The organism is Prosthecobacter sp., from assembly GCF_044222565.1.
GTDB lineage: Bacteria > Verrucomicrobiota > Verrucomicrobiia > Verrucomicrobiales > Verrucomicrobiaceae > Prosthecobacter.
This window is the reverse complement of record NZ_JBGANA010000002.1, coordinates 313322-332698: the sequence shown is the minus strand read 5'-3', so window position 1 is coordinate 332698 and position 19377 is coordinate 313322. Positions and strand designations below refer to the sequence as shown.

Below are 19377 nucleotides of genomic sequence, written 5' to 3'. Positions count from 1 at the left end.
CTACCTTTCTCTGAAACGCTGACTCACAAAACTCACGCCTAATCGAGTGCCACTTCTGACTGCCGTTTGGATCACTCCTTTTTTCTTTCCGCTCCATGAATCCCATCAGTCCCCTCAACCGCCGCACCCTCCTCAATCGCTTCGGCATGGGCCTCGGCGGCATCGCGCTCAATGAGCTTCTCGCCCAGGGCTCCGAGCCCGCGGACCATGGCGTGCTCGGCGGCACGCACTTTGCGCCGAAGGCCAAGCGCATCATCTACCTCTTCATGTCCGGCGGGCCGTCGCATCTGGATCTGTTTGACTACAAGCCGCTGCTCAACAAGCGCAATGGCGAGCAGCTTCCAGACTCCGTGCGCGGCACCCAGCGCCTCACCGGGATGTCAGGAAATCAGTCCTCCATCCCCATGGTCGGCTCCCCTTTCAAATTCACCCAGCATGGTCAGGCAGGCGGCTGGTTCAGTGAGCTGCTGCCGCACACCGCCAGCATCGCGGATGATATTTGCGTGGCGCGTTCGATGTTCACGGAGTCCATCAACCACGGCCCGGGTGTGACGTTTTTCCAAACCGGATCACAGATCGCCGGACGCCCCAGCTTCGGTTCATGGTTGAGCTACGGCCTTGGCGCGGAGAATGCGAACCTGCCTTCGTTCACGGTGCTGATCACAAAGGGCAAAGGCGGCCAGCCGCTCGGCTCCCACCTCTGGGGCAGCGGCTTCCTGCCCACGAAGCACCAGGGCGTGCTCTTCCGTGCTGCCAAAGATCCCGTGCTCTACCTCGGCAACCCCGCAGGCGTGAGCGCCGACAGCCGCAGGCAGATGCTCGACCGCCTCAAGGAGCTGCACGAGCACCAGTTCGCCGGCACGCCCGATGCGGAAATCATGAACCGCATCGACCATTACGAGATGGCCTTCCGCATGCAGACCAGCATCCCCGAAGTCACCGACCTCAGCGACGAACCCCAGCACATCCTCGACAGCTACGGCCCCGATGTGAAGACGCCCGGCACCTTTGCCGCGAACTGCCTGCAGGCGCGTCGGCTTGCGGAAAAAGGCGTGCGTTTCATCCAGCTTTACCACCAAGACTGGGATCACCACGGCGGCCTGCCGGGTGCGCTGCCAAAGCTCTGCAAAGAAACCGACCAGCCCGCAGCTGCATTGATCAAAGACCTCAAGCAGCGCGGCCTGCTGGATGACACCCTCGTCGTCTGGGGCGGCGAATTCGGCCGCACGGCGTACTGCCAGGGCAAGATCAGCACCAACTTCGGCCGCGATCACCACCCCCGCTGCTTCAGCGCCTGGTTTGCCGGCGGCGGCATCAAAGCCGGCTCCGTGTACGGCGAGACCGACGACTTCGGCTACAACACGGTGAAGGACGGCCTCCACATCCACGATTTCCACGCCACGCTCATGCACCTGCTCGGCATCGACCACGAGCGGCTGACGTACAAGTTCCAGGGCCGCCGCTACCGCCTGACGGATGTGCATGGGAAGCTGGTGAAGGGGCTGCTGGCGTAACAGGTCAAGTGGTCAAGGGATGGTCAAGAGGGTCAAATGTCGAGCCTTGACCATTCCTTGACCTCTTGACCTCTTGACCTTTCCCCCCACCACCCTCCCGCTTGCTCTACGGCCAAACCCGTGTTCATTACCCCTCCCCAAATGAGCCAAGCCCGCACCGCCAAACAGCACCGCAAAACCGCCGAGACGGACATTGAGATCGAGCTCAATGTCGATGGTTCCGGCAAATCACAGATCGCCACCGGAGTGCCGTTCTTTGACCACATGCTCACGCTGTTTGCCAAGCATGGGCTGTTTGATCTGAATGTGAAGGTCGTGGGCGACATCGAAGTGGACTACCACCACACGGTGGAAGACACCGGCATCGTCCTGGGCAACTGCTTCCGCGAAGCCCTCGGCACCAAGGCCGGCATCACACGCTACGGCTTCTTTCTCCTGCCCATGGACGAGACCCTGGCCGAAGTGGCAATGGACCTCAGCGGCCGCGCCTTCCTGAGCTACCATGCGCCTGAGCGTGTCGAGGCCATCGGCGGCGTGAACCGCTTCAGCTACCAGCTTGTGGAGGAGTTCCTCCGCGCCTTCTCCTCCAGCCTGCTGGCCACCCTCCACGTCGAGATCCGTCGTGGCCGCGATGCCCACCACATGGCCGAGGCCATCTTCAAAGGCCTCGCCCGCGCACTCGATGCCGCCACCAAGCTCGATCCCCGCGTCACTGGCATCCCTAGCACGAAAGACGTACTGTGATGAAACTTGGAGTGCTGGATTACGGCGCAGGCAATCTGCGCAGCGTGTTGAATGCCTTTGATGCCATCGGAGCGCATGCGAACCTCGTCACGAAGCCGGAAGACTTCGAGGCCATCGATGTCCTCGTCTTTCCCGGCCAGGGCGCCTTTGGCGACTCCGTGCGCATCCTGAAGGAAACCGGCCTGTGGGAGCCGCTGCGAGCCTGGCTGAAGGCTGAAAAGCCCTACCTCGGCATCTGCCTCGGCTATCAGCTCCTGTTTGAAAGCAGCGAGGAATGCCCCGGCGTGGAAGGCCTCTGCGCCGCCGCCGGGAAGGTGAAAAAGTTCGATGCTGCCAGCGGCCTGAAAATCCCGCACATGGGCTGGAATGTGGCGCAGTGGAATCCCGAGAAAGCCGATGTGTGGCAAAACTTGCCGAATCCGACACACATCTACTTCGTCCATTCATACTATCCGGACGTGCAGGACGAGTCCCTCGCCCTCTGCCGCACCGACTACGGCGTCAGCTTCATCAGCGGCATCGCGAAGAAGAACCTCGTGGCCGTGCAGTTCCACCCGGAAAAGAGCCAGGAAGCCGGCCTCACCCTGCTGCGCAATGCACTGAAAGTGCTGGCCCAGTAAAGTAGTCGAGAACTTTAGTTCGGTCTGGCAGAGGCGCACGCGCTTCCCAGAACGAGCTGAAGCTCACGAGTACTCAGGAATGAAAGCGCTCGCGCAGTAAAGTAGTCGAGAACTTTAGTTCGGTCCGGCAGACGCGCACGCGCTTCCCAGAACGAACTGAAGCTCACGAGACTCTGCGCTGAAGGTGCTGGCGCAGTGATGAGCTTTGAGTGGCCGCAAGAAGACGCAAAGAGGCGCAAAAAACGGATTGGATTCTGACCTGAGCTTTTGTGCTTTTTGCGGACCTTTGCGACCATCTGGGAGATGCAGACGCTTTTTCCAGAACGAGCTGAAGCTCAGGACTACTTTTCTATTGAAACTTCTGCGCGATGTCGCGGATCATGGCCTGGTCTTCGGCGGAGAGGCGGGAGAAGGGCACTTCAAAGCCCTGGCCATCCGCGCGCTTGAAGTAGCCGGTGTCCTTGGCTGGGGAGGTGAAGCGCTCCAGCGAGGCCTGCATAATGCGGCCGGTGCTGTCCTTCCAGTCGCGCACAGGAGTGGGCAGCAAGGGGGGCGAAGCTGGCGCGGCTGCCACGGCGGGTGCGGCAGCAGGCGGAGGTGCGGCGGGTGGGGCCGGGCTCGGGGCTGGCGTGGAGGGAGAGGCCTTTGCCTTCAGGTCGGAAGCTGCAGGCGGGATGGCCGATTTCACCAAGCCGGTCACTTTTTTGGACGCGTCCATTTTCATCAGCGGCTTGGAGGACGCTTCCAAATAAGGCGTCAGCACCTCCCTGCCCTGCTCGCTCAGAAAATCCTTCTCCACGAGCCAGTCGGTGCCTTCCTGATTCTGGGGTGAGCCGACGCGCGTGCGGCTCATCTTTGCCTCATTGAATGTCACGACCGCAACGTGCACGGGCAGGGGCGACATCCAGACAGCAGTCGCGGCAGCCCCATTCCAGGCTTCGTTCTCGAAGAGGGCCACCGCCTCGGGCGTCAGCTCAGCGCCGGGAGACAGCGCCAGGAAGAAGAGCATGGTGTCGTCACGCACATGAAGGTAGGCGGCGAAGGCGGGATCCGGCAGCGACATGCCGCCGAGCGCCGGATTGGCCGACACACGCTTTTCGACATACTCGGCATACTTCCGCGCGATCTGCGTCTGCGCCTTGCCATTGCCGCCTGCTCCACCCGCCTTGGTGGTGGGAAACCACTTGAGCAGCGCTTCGAGTTTTTCCTGCGCATTCATTCCCTCCTGGATGGGTGAGCCGTCCGCCATGTCGGAAGCCGGAGCTTTGGGAGCGGTGGTGCCGGCGGTCTTTTTCTCAGGCGCATCCTCCGCAGTCCCGCGCTTGGGGAGATCGGCAAGCGGAGTCTTCGCTATCACAAAATACGCCCCAAGGGCGTTCTGCGAGCTGTTGCCGCTGTGGCGCTTTTCGATGCCGGCATCCGCGTCCTCCTCCTCCGGCACCACATGGCCTTCGATGACGGTGTCATACAGGAAGGCGCCGCGTATGCCGACGGCAAGGCGCTTGGGCCGAGGCTTCAGCTCCAAGGCGGAATCCATCGCGACAGACCAGGCCACGTCGGCGATGTACTCCTTGGCATCCTTGCTGAATTTGCGCAGGTCCGGCACATGCACCATGAAGGCGCAGGAGTCGGGGTTGATTTGGCAGTAGGTAAGGAATTTGCCATGAGAGAGGCTGATGGTGGGTTTCTTGCCCGCCTGAATGCCGAGCCGCCGCCCGAGCTTGACCATCTGGGCAAACTCCGCCGCCATCTGCTGCGCCTCAGGGGTGTTGCCAAAGGCTTCCTGGCCTTTGTCCATGGAGATCAGCTTGTTTGCCTTTTCAAATTCGCTGCCTCCCGCAGAGGAGATGGCCTCATTCGCCATGCCTTTGTAGTCAAAGGTGGAGGCAGGGACAATGACGGCAAAGACCGAGACCAAGCAGGCGAGCACCGTGGCCAGCACGGCCCAGGGCACTGGAGGAATGAAAAAGAACGAGTGCGAACTGGTGATGACCACCGGGCGGTGCGTGGCCGGGTCCAGCAAGGTGCGCTCCGTGGGCTTGCCCATGGTTTTGGCATAAAGCCAGATGGCAGCCGCTGCTCCCCAAAAGGGGGCACACATGGCGAGGCGGCCGAGCAGCGCCGACTGTGTGGCTGCAAACAGCATGCCGGTCAAAACAGCCGTGGCGACTGCACCCGCGACACCAAACACCAAGATCAAGATTCCGTGGCCTTTCCAGATAAGCATGCGTTCGTGATAGCACGGCTAACAGAGCATGGTAAAGCGTTTTTTGTCCACAATACCGCAGGGAGCCTAAGTCAACCATGGAAAGCCGCACTCCTACCTAAGACGCGGAAGCAGCCACTGCTTGGCTGGCCGCAAAAAGGCGCACAGGCTCGTAAAAACAAACATTCACAGCAGCGCACGTCTCCGGAGGTGTTTGCCCGTCCGTGGGATGGGTGTGGCGGCGTACCGTCCGGTCTCTGAGCGTGCGGCAAAACTCTGCGGCGTATGGATGTCCTCGCGCTCGGCGGCTTGGCGGCTTGGAGTACGATAGGCACTCCTGCCTGTCGGCCAGCGTGCGGAAGACACTCCATGTCCACGCGCCCCTCCCCAATCGCCAGTTTGGCGGATGCCTACGATCCTTCGGAACGAGTTGGCCTGAGTGAGCGCTGATCGACAGGCAGGAGTGCCTATCGTACTTCCCGAGCGAGGCGCTGCATGCTGTTACCCCAACTGGCTGTTCCGCCTGTGTGTCTGCCAGGCCTACTCTGGAGAGTGCGGGTATTCTCGCAATCGGGCGGAGTGTGAGGTGGAACGTGGGGATGCCCTCGACACCACAAACACCCCAGCCTGCGCCTATTTTTGCGGCTTCTTGGGTTCCATTGCGGCCAAGGCCCCTTGCAGCACTGTCTCCTGCCGCTGTGCCATTTCCCTGGCCTCCGCTTCTTCGTGGTCGTCCCAGCCGCCGAGGTGCATGAGGCCATGGACGAGATAGAGGGCGACTTCGTGGTCCAGGGACTGGCCGTGCTCGCCCCCCTGGCGCAGAGCGGTGTCCGCACTGATGAGGATTTCGCCGTGGTGAAAAGTGATGACGTCCGTGGGCGTGGGATCGTCGAGGAAATCGCCATGCACACGGGCGATGTCCGCGTCATCAACGATGGTGATCTCGATCTCCTCCAGCGAAGCGAGCGGGGCATCAGGCGACTTTGCGGCGGCGAGGCAGCCGGGCAGCGCGGCCTTGCCGATGCGGCGCAGCCAGGGCAGCGGGATGGCGTGCGTCTTCTGGCGGTTGTAGATGCGGAGCTTCGGCAGCGGCATCAGATCAGGCGGCAGAGGCGGGAGGCGATTTCCGGCCACGGGTGGTCTTCTTGACCACGACCTCGGCGGCAGGGCCGGTGAAGGAGGCTTCCACGATCTTCGCCGAGTCTGCCTCCGTGAGAACATCATCGCCCGCCAGCACGGGCCGGGAGTCATCGCGCACCGGGGCCGGAGCATGGTGCGCGGGCTTGGACTCGAGCGCCTTCTGGTACTTGATGCGGCCGTGCATCATGCTCAGCAGCGTCTTGGCAAAGCTGGCCTTCACCTTGGCAAGTTCGGCGATGGTGAGGTCGCACTCATCCAGCTGGCCGTCCGCCATGCGGGTCTGCACGATGTCATCGATCATCGTTTCAATGCGCGAGGCGTTGGGCTTTTCCAGCGTGCGGGAGGCGCTCTCCACCGCGTCTGCGAGGGAGATGATGGCGGATTCCTTGAACTGCGGGCGCGGGCCGGGATAGCGGAAGGTTTCCTCGCTCACCTGCGGCACGTCGTCCTCCTTGGCCTTGCCGAGTTTGACCAGACGCTCCATCTCCGTCTTCTGGTCCAGCGCCTGGCGGTAGAAGAAGAAGGCCAGCGAATTCCCATGATGCTGCTCGATGACGTCGATGATGCGGGAGTTGAGGTTGTGCTTGATGGCGAGATCCACGCCGTCCTTCACATGCGCGATGATGACCAGCGCGCTCATGCGCGGGGTGAGGTCCTCGTGCGGATTGGCCGAGGGGTCCATGTTCTCGATGAAATACTCCGGCTTGCTGAGCTTGCCGATGTCATGGAAGTGGGCGCACACGCGGCACATGCTGGCGCTGGCGCCGATGGTCTCCGCGGCGGCCTCGGAGAGATTGGCCACGACGAGGCTGTGATGGTAGGTGCCGGGGGCCTCGATGCTGAGACGGCGCATGAGCGGGTGGTTCATGTCTCCGAGCTCCAGCCAGGAGACATCCGTCGTCACACCAAAGACGCTCTCCAGCACCGGGAGCAGGCCGCCCACGACCATGCCGGTGATGATGCCGCTGAACAGCGGCCAGCCCACCATGCGGCCAAGTTTTTCCTCCATGATGACGCCCGCGGCCTCATGCAGCAGCAGCGAGTAAACCACGGCCACGGCACCGACGTAGAACCCGGCCATGATGAGGCGCTTGCGGTCGCGCACGCTCTTGGTCAGCAGCACGCCGGTGAAGCCCAGCACGGCCGATGTGGCCAGATACGTGGGCGCGGAGATGGAAATGCAGACCAGCACGCCAAACAGCGTGGCGTAGATGGCCCCGAACAAACCGATGCGCCGCCCGAGAATGACCGAGAGCACCATGGGGGCAAAGGCATGCGGCAGCACAATGGCCTTGAGCGTCTTGCCCCAGCTCTGGCTGATGGGCGAGTCCAGCATGAGCACCACCAGCGCGAGGTGGGTGAGCACCGTGCCCAGCACCAGCAGCAGCACGCCATTGTCCCGCACCTCCTGCCGCAGCACCACGCGCTCATGCACCACCATGGCAAAGCCGATGGCTCCGGCATACAGCATGTGCAGCCAGGTCACGGCAGGCAGTCCGGCCTCCACCTGGGTGCCGAGGCGCATCAGCAGCCCGATGCCGATAAAAAACAGCACATAGGCCCCCACCGCTCCTGCGGGGTGCGTCCGCAACTCATCGAGGAAATCTCCCTCCTGGTGCTTCCGTCGGGTTTTACCGCAGGAAAGCCCTTCGCGTTGCAAGCGGGCGCGCCGAATGGACTCAAACATGGGTTAAGGGGAGGAAAAGATGGCTCGCATCTTATCATACATCGGGGTTCGGACAAGAATCTTTCCCCTCACCTGCATCTTGTGTGTGCCGTTGTGGCTCATTCTTGCGATTACGACCTGATTGATAGGCCTCAATGATACGCTGCACCACCGGCAGGCGAACGATGTCTTTTGGCGCAAAGGCCACAAATTTCACTCCTTCGACGTCCTGCAGCAGCTCCACGGCCTCCTTCAAACCGGACTTCACATGCCGGCGCAGGTCGATCTGGGAGGGATCTCCCGTGACCACGCAGCGCGCGCCCTCCCCCAGGCGGGTGAGAAACATCAGCATCTGCTCCGTGGTGGTGTTCTGCGCTTCGTCCAAGATGATGAAGGCATTTTTCAGCGTGCGCCCGCGCATGTAGGCCAGCGGGGCGATCTCGATGCTGCCGCGCTCGATGAGGCGCTCTGCCTCCTCAGGCTCCAGCATGTCGTAGAGGGCGTCGTACAAAGGGCGCAGGTAGGGGAAGATCTTCTCCTTCAGGTCTCCGGGCAGAAAGCCAAGCGCCTCTCCTGCCTCCACCGCCGGGCGTGTGAGCACCAGGCGCTGCACGAGTTTTTCTTTGAGGTAATGCAGGCCCTGAGCCATCGCGAGATAGGTCTTGCCCGTGCCTGCAGGGCCGACGCCGAAGACCACCTCGCACTCACGCATGGCCTGCACGTAGGCGATCTGCCCGCGTGTCTTGGCCAGCACGGGAGGGCGCTTTCCGGAGCCCAGCAGCTTGAGCTGCATGATGGCGTCTGCCGGGGCATCACCAGAGTCCCGCTGCACGCTTTCCACCACCAGACGCACCATGCCGGAGGAGACGTCACCGCCATTGCGGCGCACCTTTTCCAGCTGGGTGAAAACTTCGCGCACAGCGGCGATCTTTTCGGTGTCTCCCTCCAGCCGCACCCAGCCTTCCCGGCTGGTCACACCCACGGCAAAGGTTTCCCCCATCAGCCGCAGACTGCCAAGATCATTGCCGAGCAGTTTCTGCAGAAACTGGGGCGTCTCATACGTGAGTGTTTCGACGGGCATCAGTGGTAACCATAGGCCAGCGCCCAGAGGACGCCCGGCGAAGACTTCGACTTCAGTTCGAAGACGATCTTGTAAGTGCCGGTTTTCGGCGGGAGGACGCGCACGCTCATGAAGTGCTTGTCCGACTTCGTGTCGATCTGCACCGGCTGATTTTTTTCATCATAGACCTTCATGTCCATGGTGACGCCATCCTGGCTGGAGCCGAGCCAGAAAGCGTATTCGTTCCCTTTGAAAAGCTGGTGGGTGATCTGGAGCTTCTGGCCGCTTTTGACCTCGCCGTTCCAGTAGTCCTCACGCACGATGAACCCTTTCTCCACAAAGGGAGTGGCGGCCTCCATGGCGAAGTCATGGGACTCGTCCACGGTCGCATGCAGACTCGCGGATCCAAGCAGCAGGGCACAGGCGGCGGCGAGAGCTTGAAAGCGGGACCAAGGGCGGTTCATTGGGGAGGTTCTTTCCATGGGAGAGATCATGCAGGTGGGAGGCGCCAGTTACTTTTTGGCCAGGATTTCCGAGAGCAGACCGTCGCAGGTCTTGCCGATGTCCGAGACGGCGTCCTTGGTGAAACCGTCCACGGCGCCTTCCATGTTTTGCAGCACGGAGGCGAGGCCTTTCTGCACCGAGCGCACCAGGTCGTGCTCACGGGTGCTGGCGGGCATCTTGGAAATGGAACCGAGGAAGTGCTCCACCAGCATGGGCTGGTTCAGCAGCTCCGCGCGGTCCGCGGAGAAGCTCTTCTTCACCACGGAGGTCACGGAGGCGGTGCCGCGCAGCCAGCCGCCAAGGCTGACGCATTGGGAAAGGTCCACGTCCTTCATGTTCTCCATCGTGTCCCGCACCGTCTTCTGCGTGAGGTCAAACTCGCGGCGGATGGCGCTCCAGTTTCCTTTGTCCGCGGCGTCCAGAATCGCCTGGGCGTGGGGCAGCACGGACTTGCTGAGGCCGAGGCTCTTCGAAAGGGAGATCACGTCATGGCCGATGTCCTTCACGGCTTCCTTGTCCTGCGCCTGCACGGCCACAAAACCTTCCGCCACGGTGTAGCCAAACAGCAGCGAGAGCTTGGTGCGGTCGCTGGTGGTGGGCATGTCCTGCTTGCGCAGTTCGGCCTGCCAGTTTGGCTCGCCCAGCTTGTCCAGCACGGAGAAGACTTCGCTCGGTACGGGGACGATGACGTCGTCCACGACCTTGCCGGGGAAGGCCTGGGGATCAAACTCCTCCACGCCTTTCGTACCTTTCGGAGCAGCGGTGAGTGGCAGGGTGCCGACCAGCAGCAAAGCAGCCGTCAGGGTGGGGCGGATAAACAGGGAGCGTTTCATGACAAAGGTCCGGGGTGAGAGCAAAATTGATACGCATCAACTCAACCTCATAACCCCTAAATCGCAACTGGTTTGACCGTGGCGGTAACGAAGTGCATTAAAAATCCGCACGCCGGGAAATTCGCCATGCTCCGGCACCCGCACTTTCAAAAGAGCGCGCCGCCTTCACGCTCAACGGTCCGGCACCATGATGAACACCGTGGCGCCGCGCACTTCGGAGGCCATCGTTTCCATCTCCGTGCTGGCCGGCGTCCTGACCTGTGGCGTCGTTGCGAAGGCGGGAATGGTCTTGAGCAGATTCATGGCCACCGCGGTCTTGATGGCGTAGGTCACATTCTCCCGCCCGCGCAGCACGGAAGCCACGATGCCCACCACGCCGCCGGTTTTCACATCCACCAGCGGACCACCGGAGTTGCCGGGCTGCACCGGCACGGTGATCTGATAATGATCCCGGTCATCGCGCAGGCCGCTCAGGCTGCTGATGCGGCCATCGGTGAACTTGGGCTCCACGCCCTGCGTTTCGGCATCCGGATAGCCAATGGTGAAAACGGCCGCGCCCATGGTGCCTTCCTGCGCCGCAAGCGGCAGCCACTTCGTCGCGGAGCCCTTGACCTTCAGCACGGCCACGTCTCCCTGCACATCCGTCTTCACCACCTGCGCGCGGCGGATCACGCCATCCGTGCCGCGTACGTCCACTTCGGGTGCATCTTTGACCACGTGCTCATTGGTCAGCAGCCAGCCATCTCCTGAGATGAAGAAGCCGGTGCCGGTGGCGGAATAATTTCCCGCCATGAGAAAGTCCGCCACCTTCCCCTGCGGCCTTCTGCCGGGCTCCTCCTGGCCAAACATGATGGCGCAGAATTTCTTGGGTGTGATCCTGCCGCCGAGCCAGTTGAAGATGATGGGATTGGCACGCATGCGCGGCTCCATGTGCTCGGCCAGAAACGCTCTGATGTCCTTGGGGTCGTTGTTCATGTCGGCGTCGGAGTAGAGCTTGTCCGCCTGGCCTTGCACGGCCTCCACTTCTTTGATGATCTCTCCCGCGACCTTCTCGTTTCCTTCGCAAAGACTCTCGCTCAGCAGCTTGCGCAGGCCTGCCATCAGCTCCGCTTTTTCCTGCTCCTCCTCCTTTTGCGCCTTGGCCACGGCGGCGCGCTTGGCCTCCAGCATGCTCTTCACTTCGTCTCCCAATCCTTTCTCTGCCATCTCACGTTTTTTCAGCATTCCATTCACGAGATAGAAGCCGCCCATCAAGACGAGGACTCCCACCACGGCCAGCCCGATCATGAGCAGCGCCGCCGAGCCGCCGCCCTCCTCCGGTGCCTTGGCAGGTGTCCGTCCAGCGCCAGCAGGCCGGGTGCCGGGCTGCTGCGGCCTGCCGGGCTGCTGCGGTCCCGGAGCAGCACCGGGGGCTTTCCTCACGGGAGCGGGTGCAGTCATGCCATGGGTGGGCGGTGCCTGCACAGGGGCAGGGCCGGGCACCACGCGTGCCTGCACCACCGGCACCACAGGCGGCGGCGCCACCGCAAACACCTGGGCACAAATGGGACACTGCATCTGGCTCCCTGCAAAGCGCTGCTCGATCGACAGAAGGTTTTGGCAGAAGGGGCAGTTGATTTGCAGATTCATGACTAATCGGCGATCTAAGCAAATCGCGCATTTGGACGCAAGGCCATTCGATGGAATCGTGGTTCCCGCCGCCACAGGGCGTGACGAGCGAGGCTGTAGCGCGGAACCGGAGCGAGCGCGGCTGTAGCGCGGTATTCCGATACCGCGACGGCACCGACTCGGTATCGGAATACCGAGCTACATCGCCGCATGTCTCCGCCTTGGCAAAAGTACAACCGGAAGATTGAGTCTTACCATCCACCCCTCAAAAAAACCCATCTTGACGCCTCACGCGTTACAGATTTCGATGCCTCATGAAAACTACCGCTGCCTCCAAGAAGAAGCGCCCGGGTGCAGCGCGCTCTTCTGTCACACGGCAGGCATCGGCGTCATCGGTTAAGAAATCCAAATCCTCCCCCCGCTGGGTCTCTTGCGGTTCTGCAACAGGCACACTCACCCGTGAAGCCATCATCGCCGCAGACGAAGCCTTCCTGTCACTGATGAAAGCAGGCCGCCGAACCACCAAAACCGCTGCCACACTCGTGCGAGAAGCGAGACGATAACGGGTTCTCGAGCACGCGCCTTCCGGTCGTAGGTCGGCCGTGTTTGGCGCTCAAAGCATCCCACGTTCCAGCGTTTCCCCGCCAAACCGCCCGACTTCGAGGACGTTGGTACACCCCTCGGTTTGCAGCACGCTCACAGACGGGCGGGCTGTCGCCACGACCGTCCTACGTCCATGCACGCACCTCAGACCGTGTCTCCGTTCGTCACCCCCGCCACCACGTCATCAGGGTTTCCCCGAGAGTGCCAACAGGGAGCGGGTCAGGTTGCGGTGGTTTGCGTGCTTCGCCTAGTCTGGTTTTTTCGTCTGCAACCTTATGATGACGCCTCAATTCGAAGCACTGAAATCCAGCTCTCGCTCCCTCAGATCCGCGCGGCTGCTTTCAGTTTCGGGGCTGCTGGCGGCACTCGCTTTTTTCATCGGCAGCACGGCCATCTCGTTCTTCAACATCCAGAGCCTGCGCTCGCTGACCGGAGAGCTCACCCAGACGCATGATGTCATCCTCGGACTGGAGGACGTCCTCTCCACCGTCAAGGACGCCGAGACCGGGCAGCGCGGCTTTTTGCTGACGGGGGACGAGCGCTACCTGACACCTTACGAGGCCGCCGTGGCACGCGTGGAGGAGCGCTACAGCAGCATCAAAGGACTGACCGTGCAGAACGCCCAGCACCAGGAGCTGCTGCCCGTCATCAGAACCCAGATCGACCTCAAGCTGCAGGAGCTCGCGGAGACCATCGCCGTGCGCAAGCAGAGCGGTTTTGAGGCGGCGCTGGCCATCGTCAAAACCGACCAGGGAAAGGCGACGATGGACGCGCTGCGGAAAAACATCACCACCATGCAGCAGGAGGAAAGGACGGTGCGGCGGCAGCTCTTTGCCGAGGTGGAGGAGGCGTTTCAAACGGCGGTGAAAAGCACCGTCGCCGCCGGGGTGCTCGGCATGGTCCTGGCCCTGGTGGTGTTCTCCCTGCTGCGGCGGAATGAGCATGTGCGGCAGCAGCAGCAATGGCTGCAGAACGGCCAGGCGCAGCTCTCGCAGAAGCTCATCGACGAACACCGGCTGAACCTTCTGGGAGAAAACGCCCTGTGCTTCCTGTGCGAATACCTCGGAGCCCAGGTGGGCGCGATCTACCTCGAAGACTCCGGGAAGTTCAAGCGCTGCGCCACCTATGCCATGCCCACGGGTGCACGCACGCCTGAGATCGTGGGCATTGGCGAAGGGCTGCTGGGCCAGGCCGTCAAAGACCGCCGCCCCATTCTGCTGCACGACGTGCCGGAGGACTATTTCTCCGCCAGCTCCGCTCTCGGCGCGGCCCGCCCCAGACACCTCATCATCGTTCCGGCGGTCAATGAGACCGTCATCACCGCCGCACTGGAACTGGGCTTTTTCCAGCCCATTTCAGACGCGGCCATCGAGCTGCTGAGGCGCGTGTCCGGCTCCATCGGCACCGCCGTGCAGGCCGCGAAATCCCGCGCCCTCATCGAGGAGCTGCTGGAGGAAACCCAGCGGCAGGGCGAGGAGATGCAGATGCAGACCGAGGAGCTGCGCGTCTCCAATGAAGAGCTGGAGGAGCAGAGCCGCGTGCTGAAGCTCACCCAGTCCCAGCTGGAGCAGCAGCAGGCGGAGCTGGAGCAGAACAACCTGCAGCTCGAGGCGCAGACCCGGCTGCTGGAGGTGCAGAAGGACAATCTCCTGCAGGCCAAGCTCGGACTGGAGACGCAGGCCCGCATCGTGCAGCAGGCCAGCCATTACAAGTCCGCCTTCCTGGCCAACATGTCCCACGAGCTGCGCACGCCGTTGAACTCCGTGCTCATCCTGGCGCAGCTGCTGGCGGAAAATCGCGGCGGCAATCTCAGCGAGGAGCAGATCAAATACGCCCGCACCATCCAGGGCTCCGGCAATGATCTGCTGGGCCTCATCAACGACGTGCTGGACCTGGCGAAGATCGAGGCCGGGCGCATGGACATCAAGCCGCAGCACATCAGCATCCCCGGTCTGCTCGAAAGCCTGCGCAGCCAGTTTGAGCCCGTGGCGGACAAGCACGGACTGGCGCTCAAGCTCGTGACCCTGCCCGGCGCACCGTCCAGCATCCAGACCGACCCGCAGCGACTCGACCAGATCCTGCGCAATCTCATTTCCAATGCGCTGAAGTTTACCGAGAAGGGCTCCGTGACCGTGGAGGTGGCCAGCGTGGCGGAGGGCCTGATGTCCTTCAAAGTACAGGACACGGGCATCGGCATCACCCCGGAGCAGCAGGGCACCATCTTTGAGCCCTTCTGCCAGGGAGACGACACCACCAGCCGCAAGTATGGAGGCACCGGGCTGGGCCTTTCCATCTCGCGTGAGCTGGCGCGTCTGCTCGGCGGGAAGATCCAGCTCAGCAGTGAACTGGGAAAAGGCAGCACCTTCACGCTCGTGCTGCCCACCGTCGTGACGGCGGAGTCCGCTGCGGCCTCCGCGGCCACCTTTTCCGCTTCTGCTCCGGCTTCCGCCACGGACTCAGCACCCGCCTCTGCCACGCTCTCCCCTGCCCCGGCTGCGACCAAACCCGCCAAGCCCGCCGCTCCGATGGTGGCGGATGACCGCGACCAGCTGACGCCCGCGATCAAAAAAGCCATCCTCGTGGTGGAGGATGATCTCGCCTTTGCGCAGGTGCTGGCAGACACCGCACGGCGGAAGAATTTTCAATGCCTCGTGGCCACCACCGCGCAGGCCGCCCTGGACCTCGCGCGCCAGCACCTCCCTGCGGCCGTGCTGCTGGACATCGGCCTGCCGGACGACTCCGGACTGCTGGTGCTGGAGCAGCTGAAAAGCGACCCGCGCACCCGCCACATCCCCGTGCATGTGCTCTCTGGCAGCGACTACGCGGAGAAGGTGCTCTCCATGGGAGCGATGAGCTACCGCATGAAGCCCGTCTCCCAGGAGCAGCTCATCGAGGCCTTTCAAGATCTGGAAAAACACCTCGCCCACAGCCTGCGCCGCGTGCTGGTGGTGGAGGATGATCCTGTGCAGCTGAAGTCTCTCTGCGAGCTGCTTTCCTCCCGCGATGTGGAGGCCGTCGGCGCAGTGAATGCCAGCACCTGCCTGGAGCGGCTGCGCGCAGGCACCTTTGACTGCATGGTGCTGGACCTCAGCCTGCCCGGCACCAGCGGCTTCGCGCTGCTGAAGGAGCTCAGCGAGAACGAGGCCTACCCCTTCCCGCCCGTCATCATCTACACCGGCCGCGAGCTCACGGCGGATGAAGAGCAGCAGCTGCGCCGCTACTCAAAGGCCATCATCGTCAAAGGCGTGAAATCTCCCGAGCGCCTGCTCGATGAAGTGGCGCTCTTCCTCCACCAGGTGGTGCGGGAGCTGCCACCGGAGCAGCAGCGCATGATCGAAAAAGCCCGCAGCCGCGAGGCCGCGCTGGAAGGCCGCCACGTGCTAATGGCGGAGGATGACGTGCGCAATATCTTCGCCCTCACCAGCATGCTGGAGCCGCTGGGCATCAAGGTCAGCGTGGCAAGAAACGGCCGCGAGGCCCTGACTGCGCTGGAGGACCGCCAGAAGTCGGACCACCCCATCGACCTCGTGCTGATGGACGTGATGATGCCGGAGATGGACGGGCTGGAAGCCACGCGCGCCATCCGCAAACGCCCCGAGTGGAAGAAGCTCCCCATCATCGCCCTCACCGCCAAGGCCATGCCCTCAGACCAGGAGCTCTGCCTCGCCGCAGGCGCCAGCGACTACCTGGCCAAACCCCTCAACGTGGAGAAACTGCTCTCCCTCATCCGCGTGTGGATGCCCCGATGAAGAACCTCTCTGACGACACCGAAGCCATCGAGCTGGATCTGCTGGTGCAGGCCATCTTCCGCAAGTACCACTATGACTTCCGGGACTATTCCGCCGCCTCCCTCAAACGCAGGCTCATCCAGGCGCGCGAGCATTTCCAGTGCCGCACCTTCTCCGCCCTGCAGGAGCGCGTGATGCATGACGCCAATCTGCTGCCGGAGCTGGTGGGCTTCCTCACCATCCAGGTCAGCGAGATGTTTCGGGACCCCGGCTTCTTCCGCGCCGTGCGGGAGCAGGTGGTGCCGCACCTCCGCACCTACCCCTCTCTCAAAATCTGGGTGGCAGGCTGCAGCTCCGGGGAGGAATTGTACTCCCTGGCCATCCTCTTCCGCGAGGAAGGCCTGGAGGAGCGCACCATGTTTTACGCCACGGACATCAACACCGAAGCCCTGCGCAAAGCCGAGGCCGGAGTGTATGATCTGGAGCGCATCTCCCTCTTCACCGCCAACCACCAGAAATCCGGCGGCAAGTCCTCCCTCTCCGACTACTACACCGCAGCCTACGGCGCCGCCGTCTTCGACAAGTCCCTGCGCAGGCGCACCGTCTTCTCCGACCACACGCTCGCCTCGGACGCCGTCTTTGCGGAGGTGCACCTGGTGTGCTGCCGGAATGTGCTCATCTATTTCAACCGGGAGCTGCAGGACCGCGCGGTCGGCCTCTTTAAAGACTCCCTCGTGCGCCGTGGCTTCCTCGGGCTCGGGTCCAAGGAAAGCCTGCACTTCTCCGCCCATGCGGGAGATTTCGCCGAGTTCAGCCGCGAACAACGTCTCTACCAGAAGCGCCAATGAACCGCACCAAACCCCGCACCCAGCCCGTCATCCAAGCCCTCGTGATCGGAGGCTCCGCCGGAGCTGTGAGCGCGCTGCTCCAGCTGCTGCCCGTGCTGCCCGCGGACTTCCCTCTCGCCGTCATGGTCGTCATCCACCTGCCGCCGGAGGACAACGGCGCGCTGGCCGGATTTCTCAACAGCCAGTGCCAGATGCGCGTGAAGGAGGCGGAGGACAAGGAGCCCGTGGTCCCCGGCGTGGTCTGCCTGGCTCCGGCGGGCTACCATTTGCTGGTAGAACCTGATTTCCACCTCTCCCTCTCGCAGGATGATCCCGTGCTCTTCTCGCGCCCGTCCATCGATGTGCTCTTCGAGTCCGCCGCGGACGCCTACGGCAGCTCCCTCGCCGCCGTCATCCTCACCGGAGCCAGCGCGGACGGCGCGCAGGGCCTGCATGCCGTGCACCGCGCCGGAGGCCGGACCTTCGTGCAGGAGCCCTCCACCGCCGCCGCGCCCATCATGCCGCAGGCCGCGCTGGACGCCTGCCCGGACGCGCAGAGCCTCCCTCTGAGCCAGCTGGCCGGAGTGCTCAGCTCCCTGGCGCGCGCCGCCGAACCCCACGTCCCGAATTCATGACCGCCCCCACCATCAAATTCCTGCTCGTGGACGATCTGGAGGCCAATCTGGACGCCCTGGAAGGCCTGCTGCAGCGGGACGGGCTGGCATTGCTCAAAGCACGCTCCGGCCCCGAGGCGCTGGAGCTCTTGCTCATCCACGATGTGGCGCTGGCGCTGCTGGACGTGAACATGGCCGGCATGGACGGCTTTGAGCTGGCCGAGCTCATGCGCGGCACGGAGCGCACCCGCCGCGTACCCATCATCTTTCTCACCGCCGGCGCCATCGACCAGCAGCGGCGCTTTCGCGGCTATGACGCCGGCGCGGTGGACTTCATCTTCAAGCCCATCGAATCCCACATCCTGCAGAGCAAGGCGGGCATCTTCTATGAGCTGGCCATGCAGCGGGAGACCCTCCGCATCACCGCCGAGGAGGCGCAGGCCGCCAACCGCGCCAAGGACCACTTCATGGCAGCGCTCAGCCACGAGCTGCGCACCCCGCTCACCCCCGTGCTCATGGCCGTGGCCTCCCTGCAAAATGACTCCGCACTGCCCCAGGAAACCCACGACCTCCTGGACATGATGCGCCGGAACATCGAGCTGGAGGCGCGCCTCATCGACGACCTGCTGGACGCCTCCCGCATCCACAACGGCAAGCTCACCTTCCGCCCCTCCCGCGTGGACGTGCACGAGCTCCTGCGGCACTGCCAGGAAAGCATCGGCTGGGAGGTGCAGGACCGGCGCTTCCACTTCATCGCCGAATTCAACGCCACCCGCCACCACGTGCATGCGGACCCCGTGCGGCTGCAGCAGGTGTTTTGGAATCTCCTCAAAAACGCCGTCAAATTCACCCCCGGGACCGGCAGCGTGACCCTGCGCACCTTCAACCCCGACGACAGCCACATCGCCATCCAGGTGCAGGACACCGGCGTCGGCATCAGCCCCCAGGCCATGCCCCGCATCTTCGATGCCTTTGAGCAGGGAGACGCCAGCGGCCAGACCCGCTTCGGCGGACTCGGCCTCGGGCTCTCCATTTCCAAAGCCATCGTGGAAGCCCACGCAGGGACCATCGCGGCGGACAGCCCCGGCCCCGATCTCGGTTCCACCTTCACCGTCACCCTCGCACTCATGGAAGCCGCCGGCCATGCGCCCGCCGCCCCCACCGAGTCCGTCTCCGCCTCGCGCCCGCTGCACCTCCTCGTCGTGGAAGACCACGCCCCCACCCGCTCCATCCTCGGGCGGCTCCTCACACGTCACGGCCACCACGTCATCACCGCCAGCACCGTCGCCGAAGCCCTCGCCGCCTTCAGCGCCCACCCCTGTGACGTCGTCATCACCGACCTCGGCCTGCCCGACGGCAGCGGCCTGCAGCTCATGGAGCAGCTGCGCAAAACCCGCCCCATCACCGGCATCGCCCTCAGCGGCTACGGCATGGAAACCGATCTGCAGCAGACCAAGGAAGCAGGCTTCAGCGCCCATCTGACCAAGCCCATCCAAATGGAGGAGCTGCACCAGATCCTCGCACGTCTGAAGTCCTGAGCGGAGCGGGGACGCCCGCGATGCGGATGCGCCTTCGCTTGCGCGAAGCGTTTTGGAGTGCGGTCGCGCAGATGCAAGGCGCAAGCCTGCATCGGAGCTACCGCTTTCGCTGCGGTAAAGAGTGAGCAGGGGCCTAAACTCTCCGTCTGCCATGCGCACGGGTGCTTTCGAA

Annotated in this window: 14 protein-coding genes; 7 read left to right on the top strand and 7 right to left on the bottom strand. The window is 63.2% G+C overall.

Annotated elements, in window-relative coordinates; genetic code table 11:
• Window positions 1–95: 95 nt before the first annotated feature.
• From ACILSR_RS03480 to hisH, 3 genes are all read left to right on the top strand, one after another.
• The gene (locus ACILSR_RS03480) at window positions 96–1514 is read left to right on the top strand and encodes a DUF1501 domain-containing protein (protein ID WP_395748336.1); all 1419 of its coding nucleotides are present in this window, start codon (window positions 96–98) and stop codon (window positions 1512–1514) included.
• A gap of 141 nt (window positions 1515–1655) precedes the next feature.
• A complete protein-coding gene (gene hisB / locus ACILSR_RS03475; protein ID WP_395748335.1) occupies window positions 1656–2258 on the top strand; it encodes an imidazoleglycerol-phosphate dehydratase HisB in 603 nt (200 codons plus the stop codon).
• Window positions 2258–2878, top strand: coding sequence for an imidazole glycerol phosphate synthase subunit HisH (hisH, locus tag ACILSR_RS03470; RefSeq protein WP_395748334.1), 621 nt, complete (start codon window positions 2258–2260; stop codon window positions 2876–2878). The genes hisB and hisH overlap by 1 nt, the downstream gene beginning before the upstream one ends.
• A gap of 349 nt (window positions 2879–3227) precedes the next feature.
• Here hisH and ACILSR_RS03465 read toward each other — a convergent pair whose 3' ends face one another.
• The 7 genes from ACILSR_RS03465 to ACILSR_RS03435 form a co-directional block, all read right to left on the bottom strand.
• Complete coding sequence (locus ACILSR_RS03465) at window positions 3228–5105, bottom strand: hypothetical protein (protein ID WP_395748333.1); 1878 nt, start codon at window positions 5103–5105, stop codon at window positions 3228–3230.
• 612 nt (window positions 5106–5717) lie between these two features.
• On the bottom strand, window positions 5718–6218 hold the full coding sequence (ybeY, locus tag ACILSR_RS03460; protein ID WP_395748332.1) for an rRNA maturation RNase YbeY: 501 nt from the start codon (window positions 6216–6218) through the stop codon (window positions 5718–5720).
• Window positions 6184–7911, bottom strand: a complete 1728-nt coding sequence (locus tag ACILSR_RS03455; protein ID WP_395748331.1) for an HD family phosphohydrolase — start codon at window positions 7909–7911, stop codon at window positions 6184–6186. The genes ybeY and ACILSR_RS03455 overlap by 35 nt, the downstream gene beginning before the upstream one ends.
• Before the next feature lie 34 nt (window positions 7912–7945).
• Complete coding sequence (locus ACILSR_RS03450; RefSeq protein WP_395748330.1) at window positions 7946–8971, bottom strand: PhoH family protein; 1026 nt, start codon at window positions 8969–8971, stop codon at window positions 7946–7948.
• Window positions 8971–9432, bottom strand: a complete 462-nt coding sequence (locus tag ACILSR_RS03445; RefSeq protein ID WP_395748329.1) for a hypothetical protein — start codon at window positions 9430–9432, stop codon at window positions 8971–8973. The genes ACILSR_RS03450 and ACILSR_RS03445 overlap by 1 nt, the downstream gene beginning before the upstream one ends.
• Window positions 9433–9462: 30 nt before the next feature.
• Entirely contained in the window at window positions 9463–10287 is an 825-nt protein-coding gene (locus ACILSR_RS03440; RefSeq protein ID WP_395748328.1) for a hypothetical protein, read from the bottom strand.
• A gap of 171 nt (window positions 10288–10458) precedes the next feature.
• Window positions 10459–11916 (bottom strand): S1C family serine protease, encoded by a 1458-nt coding sequence (locus ACILSR_RS03435; protein ID WP_395748327.1) that lies wholly within the window; start codon window positions 11914–11916, stop codon window positions 10459–10461.
• 857 nt (window positions 11917–12773) lie between these two features.
• Here ACILSR_RS03435 and ACILSR_RS03430 point away from each other — a divergent pair.
• The 4 genes from ACILSR_RS03430 to ACILSR_RS03415 are packed head-to-tail and all read left to right on the top strand — an operon-like array spanning window position 12774 to window position 19205.
• Window positions 12774–16247 (top strand): response regulator, encoded by a 3474-nt coding sequence (locus tag ACILSR_RS03430; protein WP_395748326.1) that lies wholly within the window; start codon window positions 12774–12776, stop codon window positions 16245–16247.
• The gene (locus tag ACILSR_RS03425) at window positions 16244–17074 is read left to right on the top strand and encodes a CheR family methyltransferase (protein ID WP_395748325.1); all 831 of its coding nucleotides are present in this window, start codon (window positions 16244–16246) and stop codon (window positions 17072–17074) included. The genes ACILSR_RS03430 and ACILSR_RS03425 overlap by 4 nt, the downstream gene beginning before the upstream one ends.
• The gene (locus ACILSR_RS03420; RefSeq protein ID WP_395748324.1) at window positions 17071–17688 is read left to right on the top strand and encodes a chemotaxis protein CheB; all 618 of its coding nucleotides are present in this window, start codon (window positions 17071–17073) and stop codon (window positions 17686–17688) included. Before ACILSR_RS03425 ends, ACILSR_RS03420 begins: the two co-directional genes overlap by 4 nt.
• Window positions 17685–19205, top strand: a complete 1521-nt coding sequence (locus ACILSR_RS03415; protein ID WP_395748323.1) for a response regulator — start codon at window positions 17685–17687, stop codon at window positions 19203–19205. The genes ACILSR_RS03420 and ACILSR_RS03415 overlap by 4 nt, the downstream gene beginning before the upstream one ends.
• Window positions 19206–19377 lie beyond the last annotated feature (172 nt).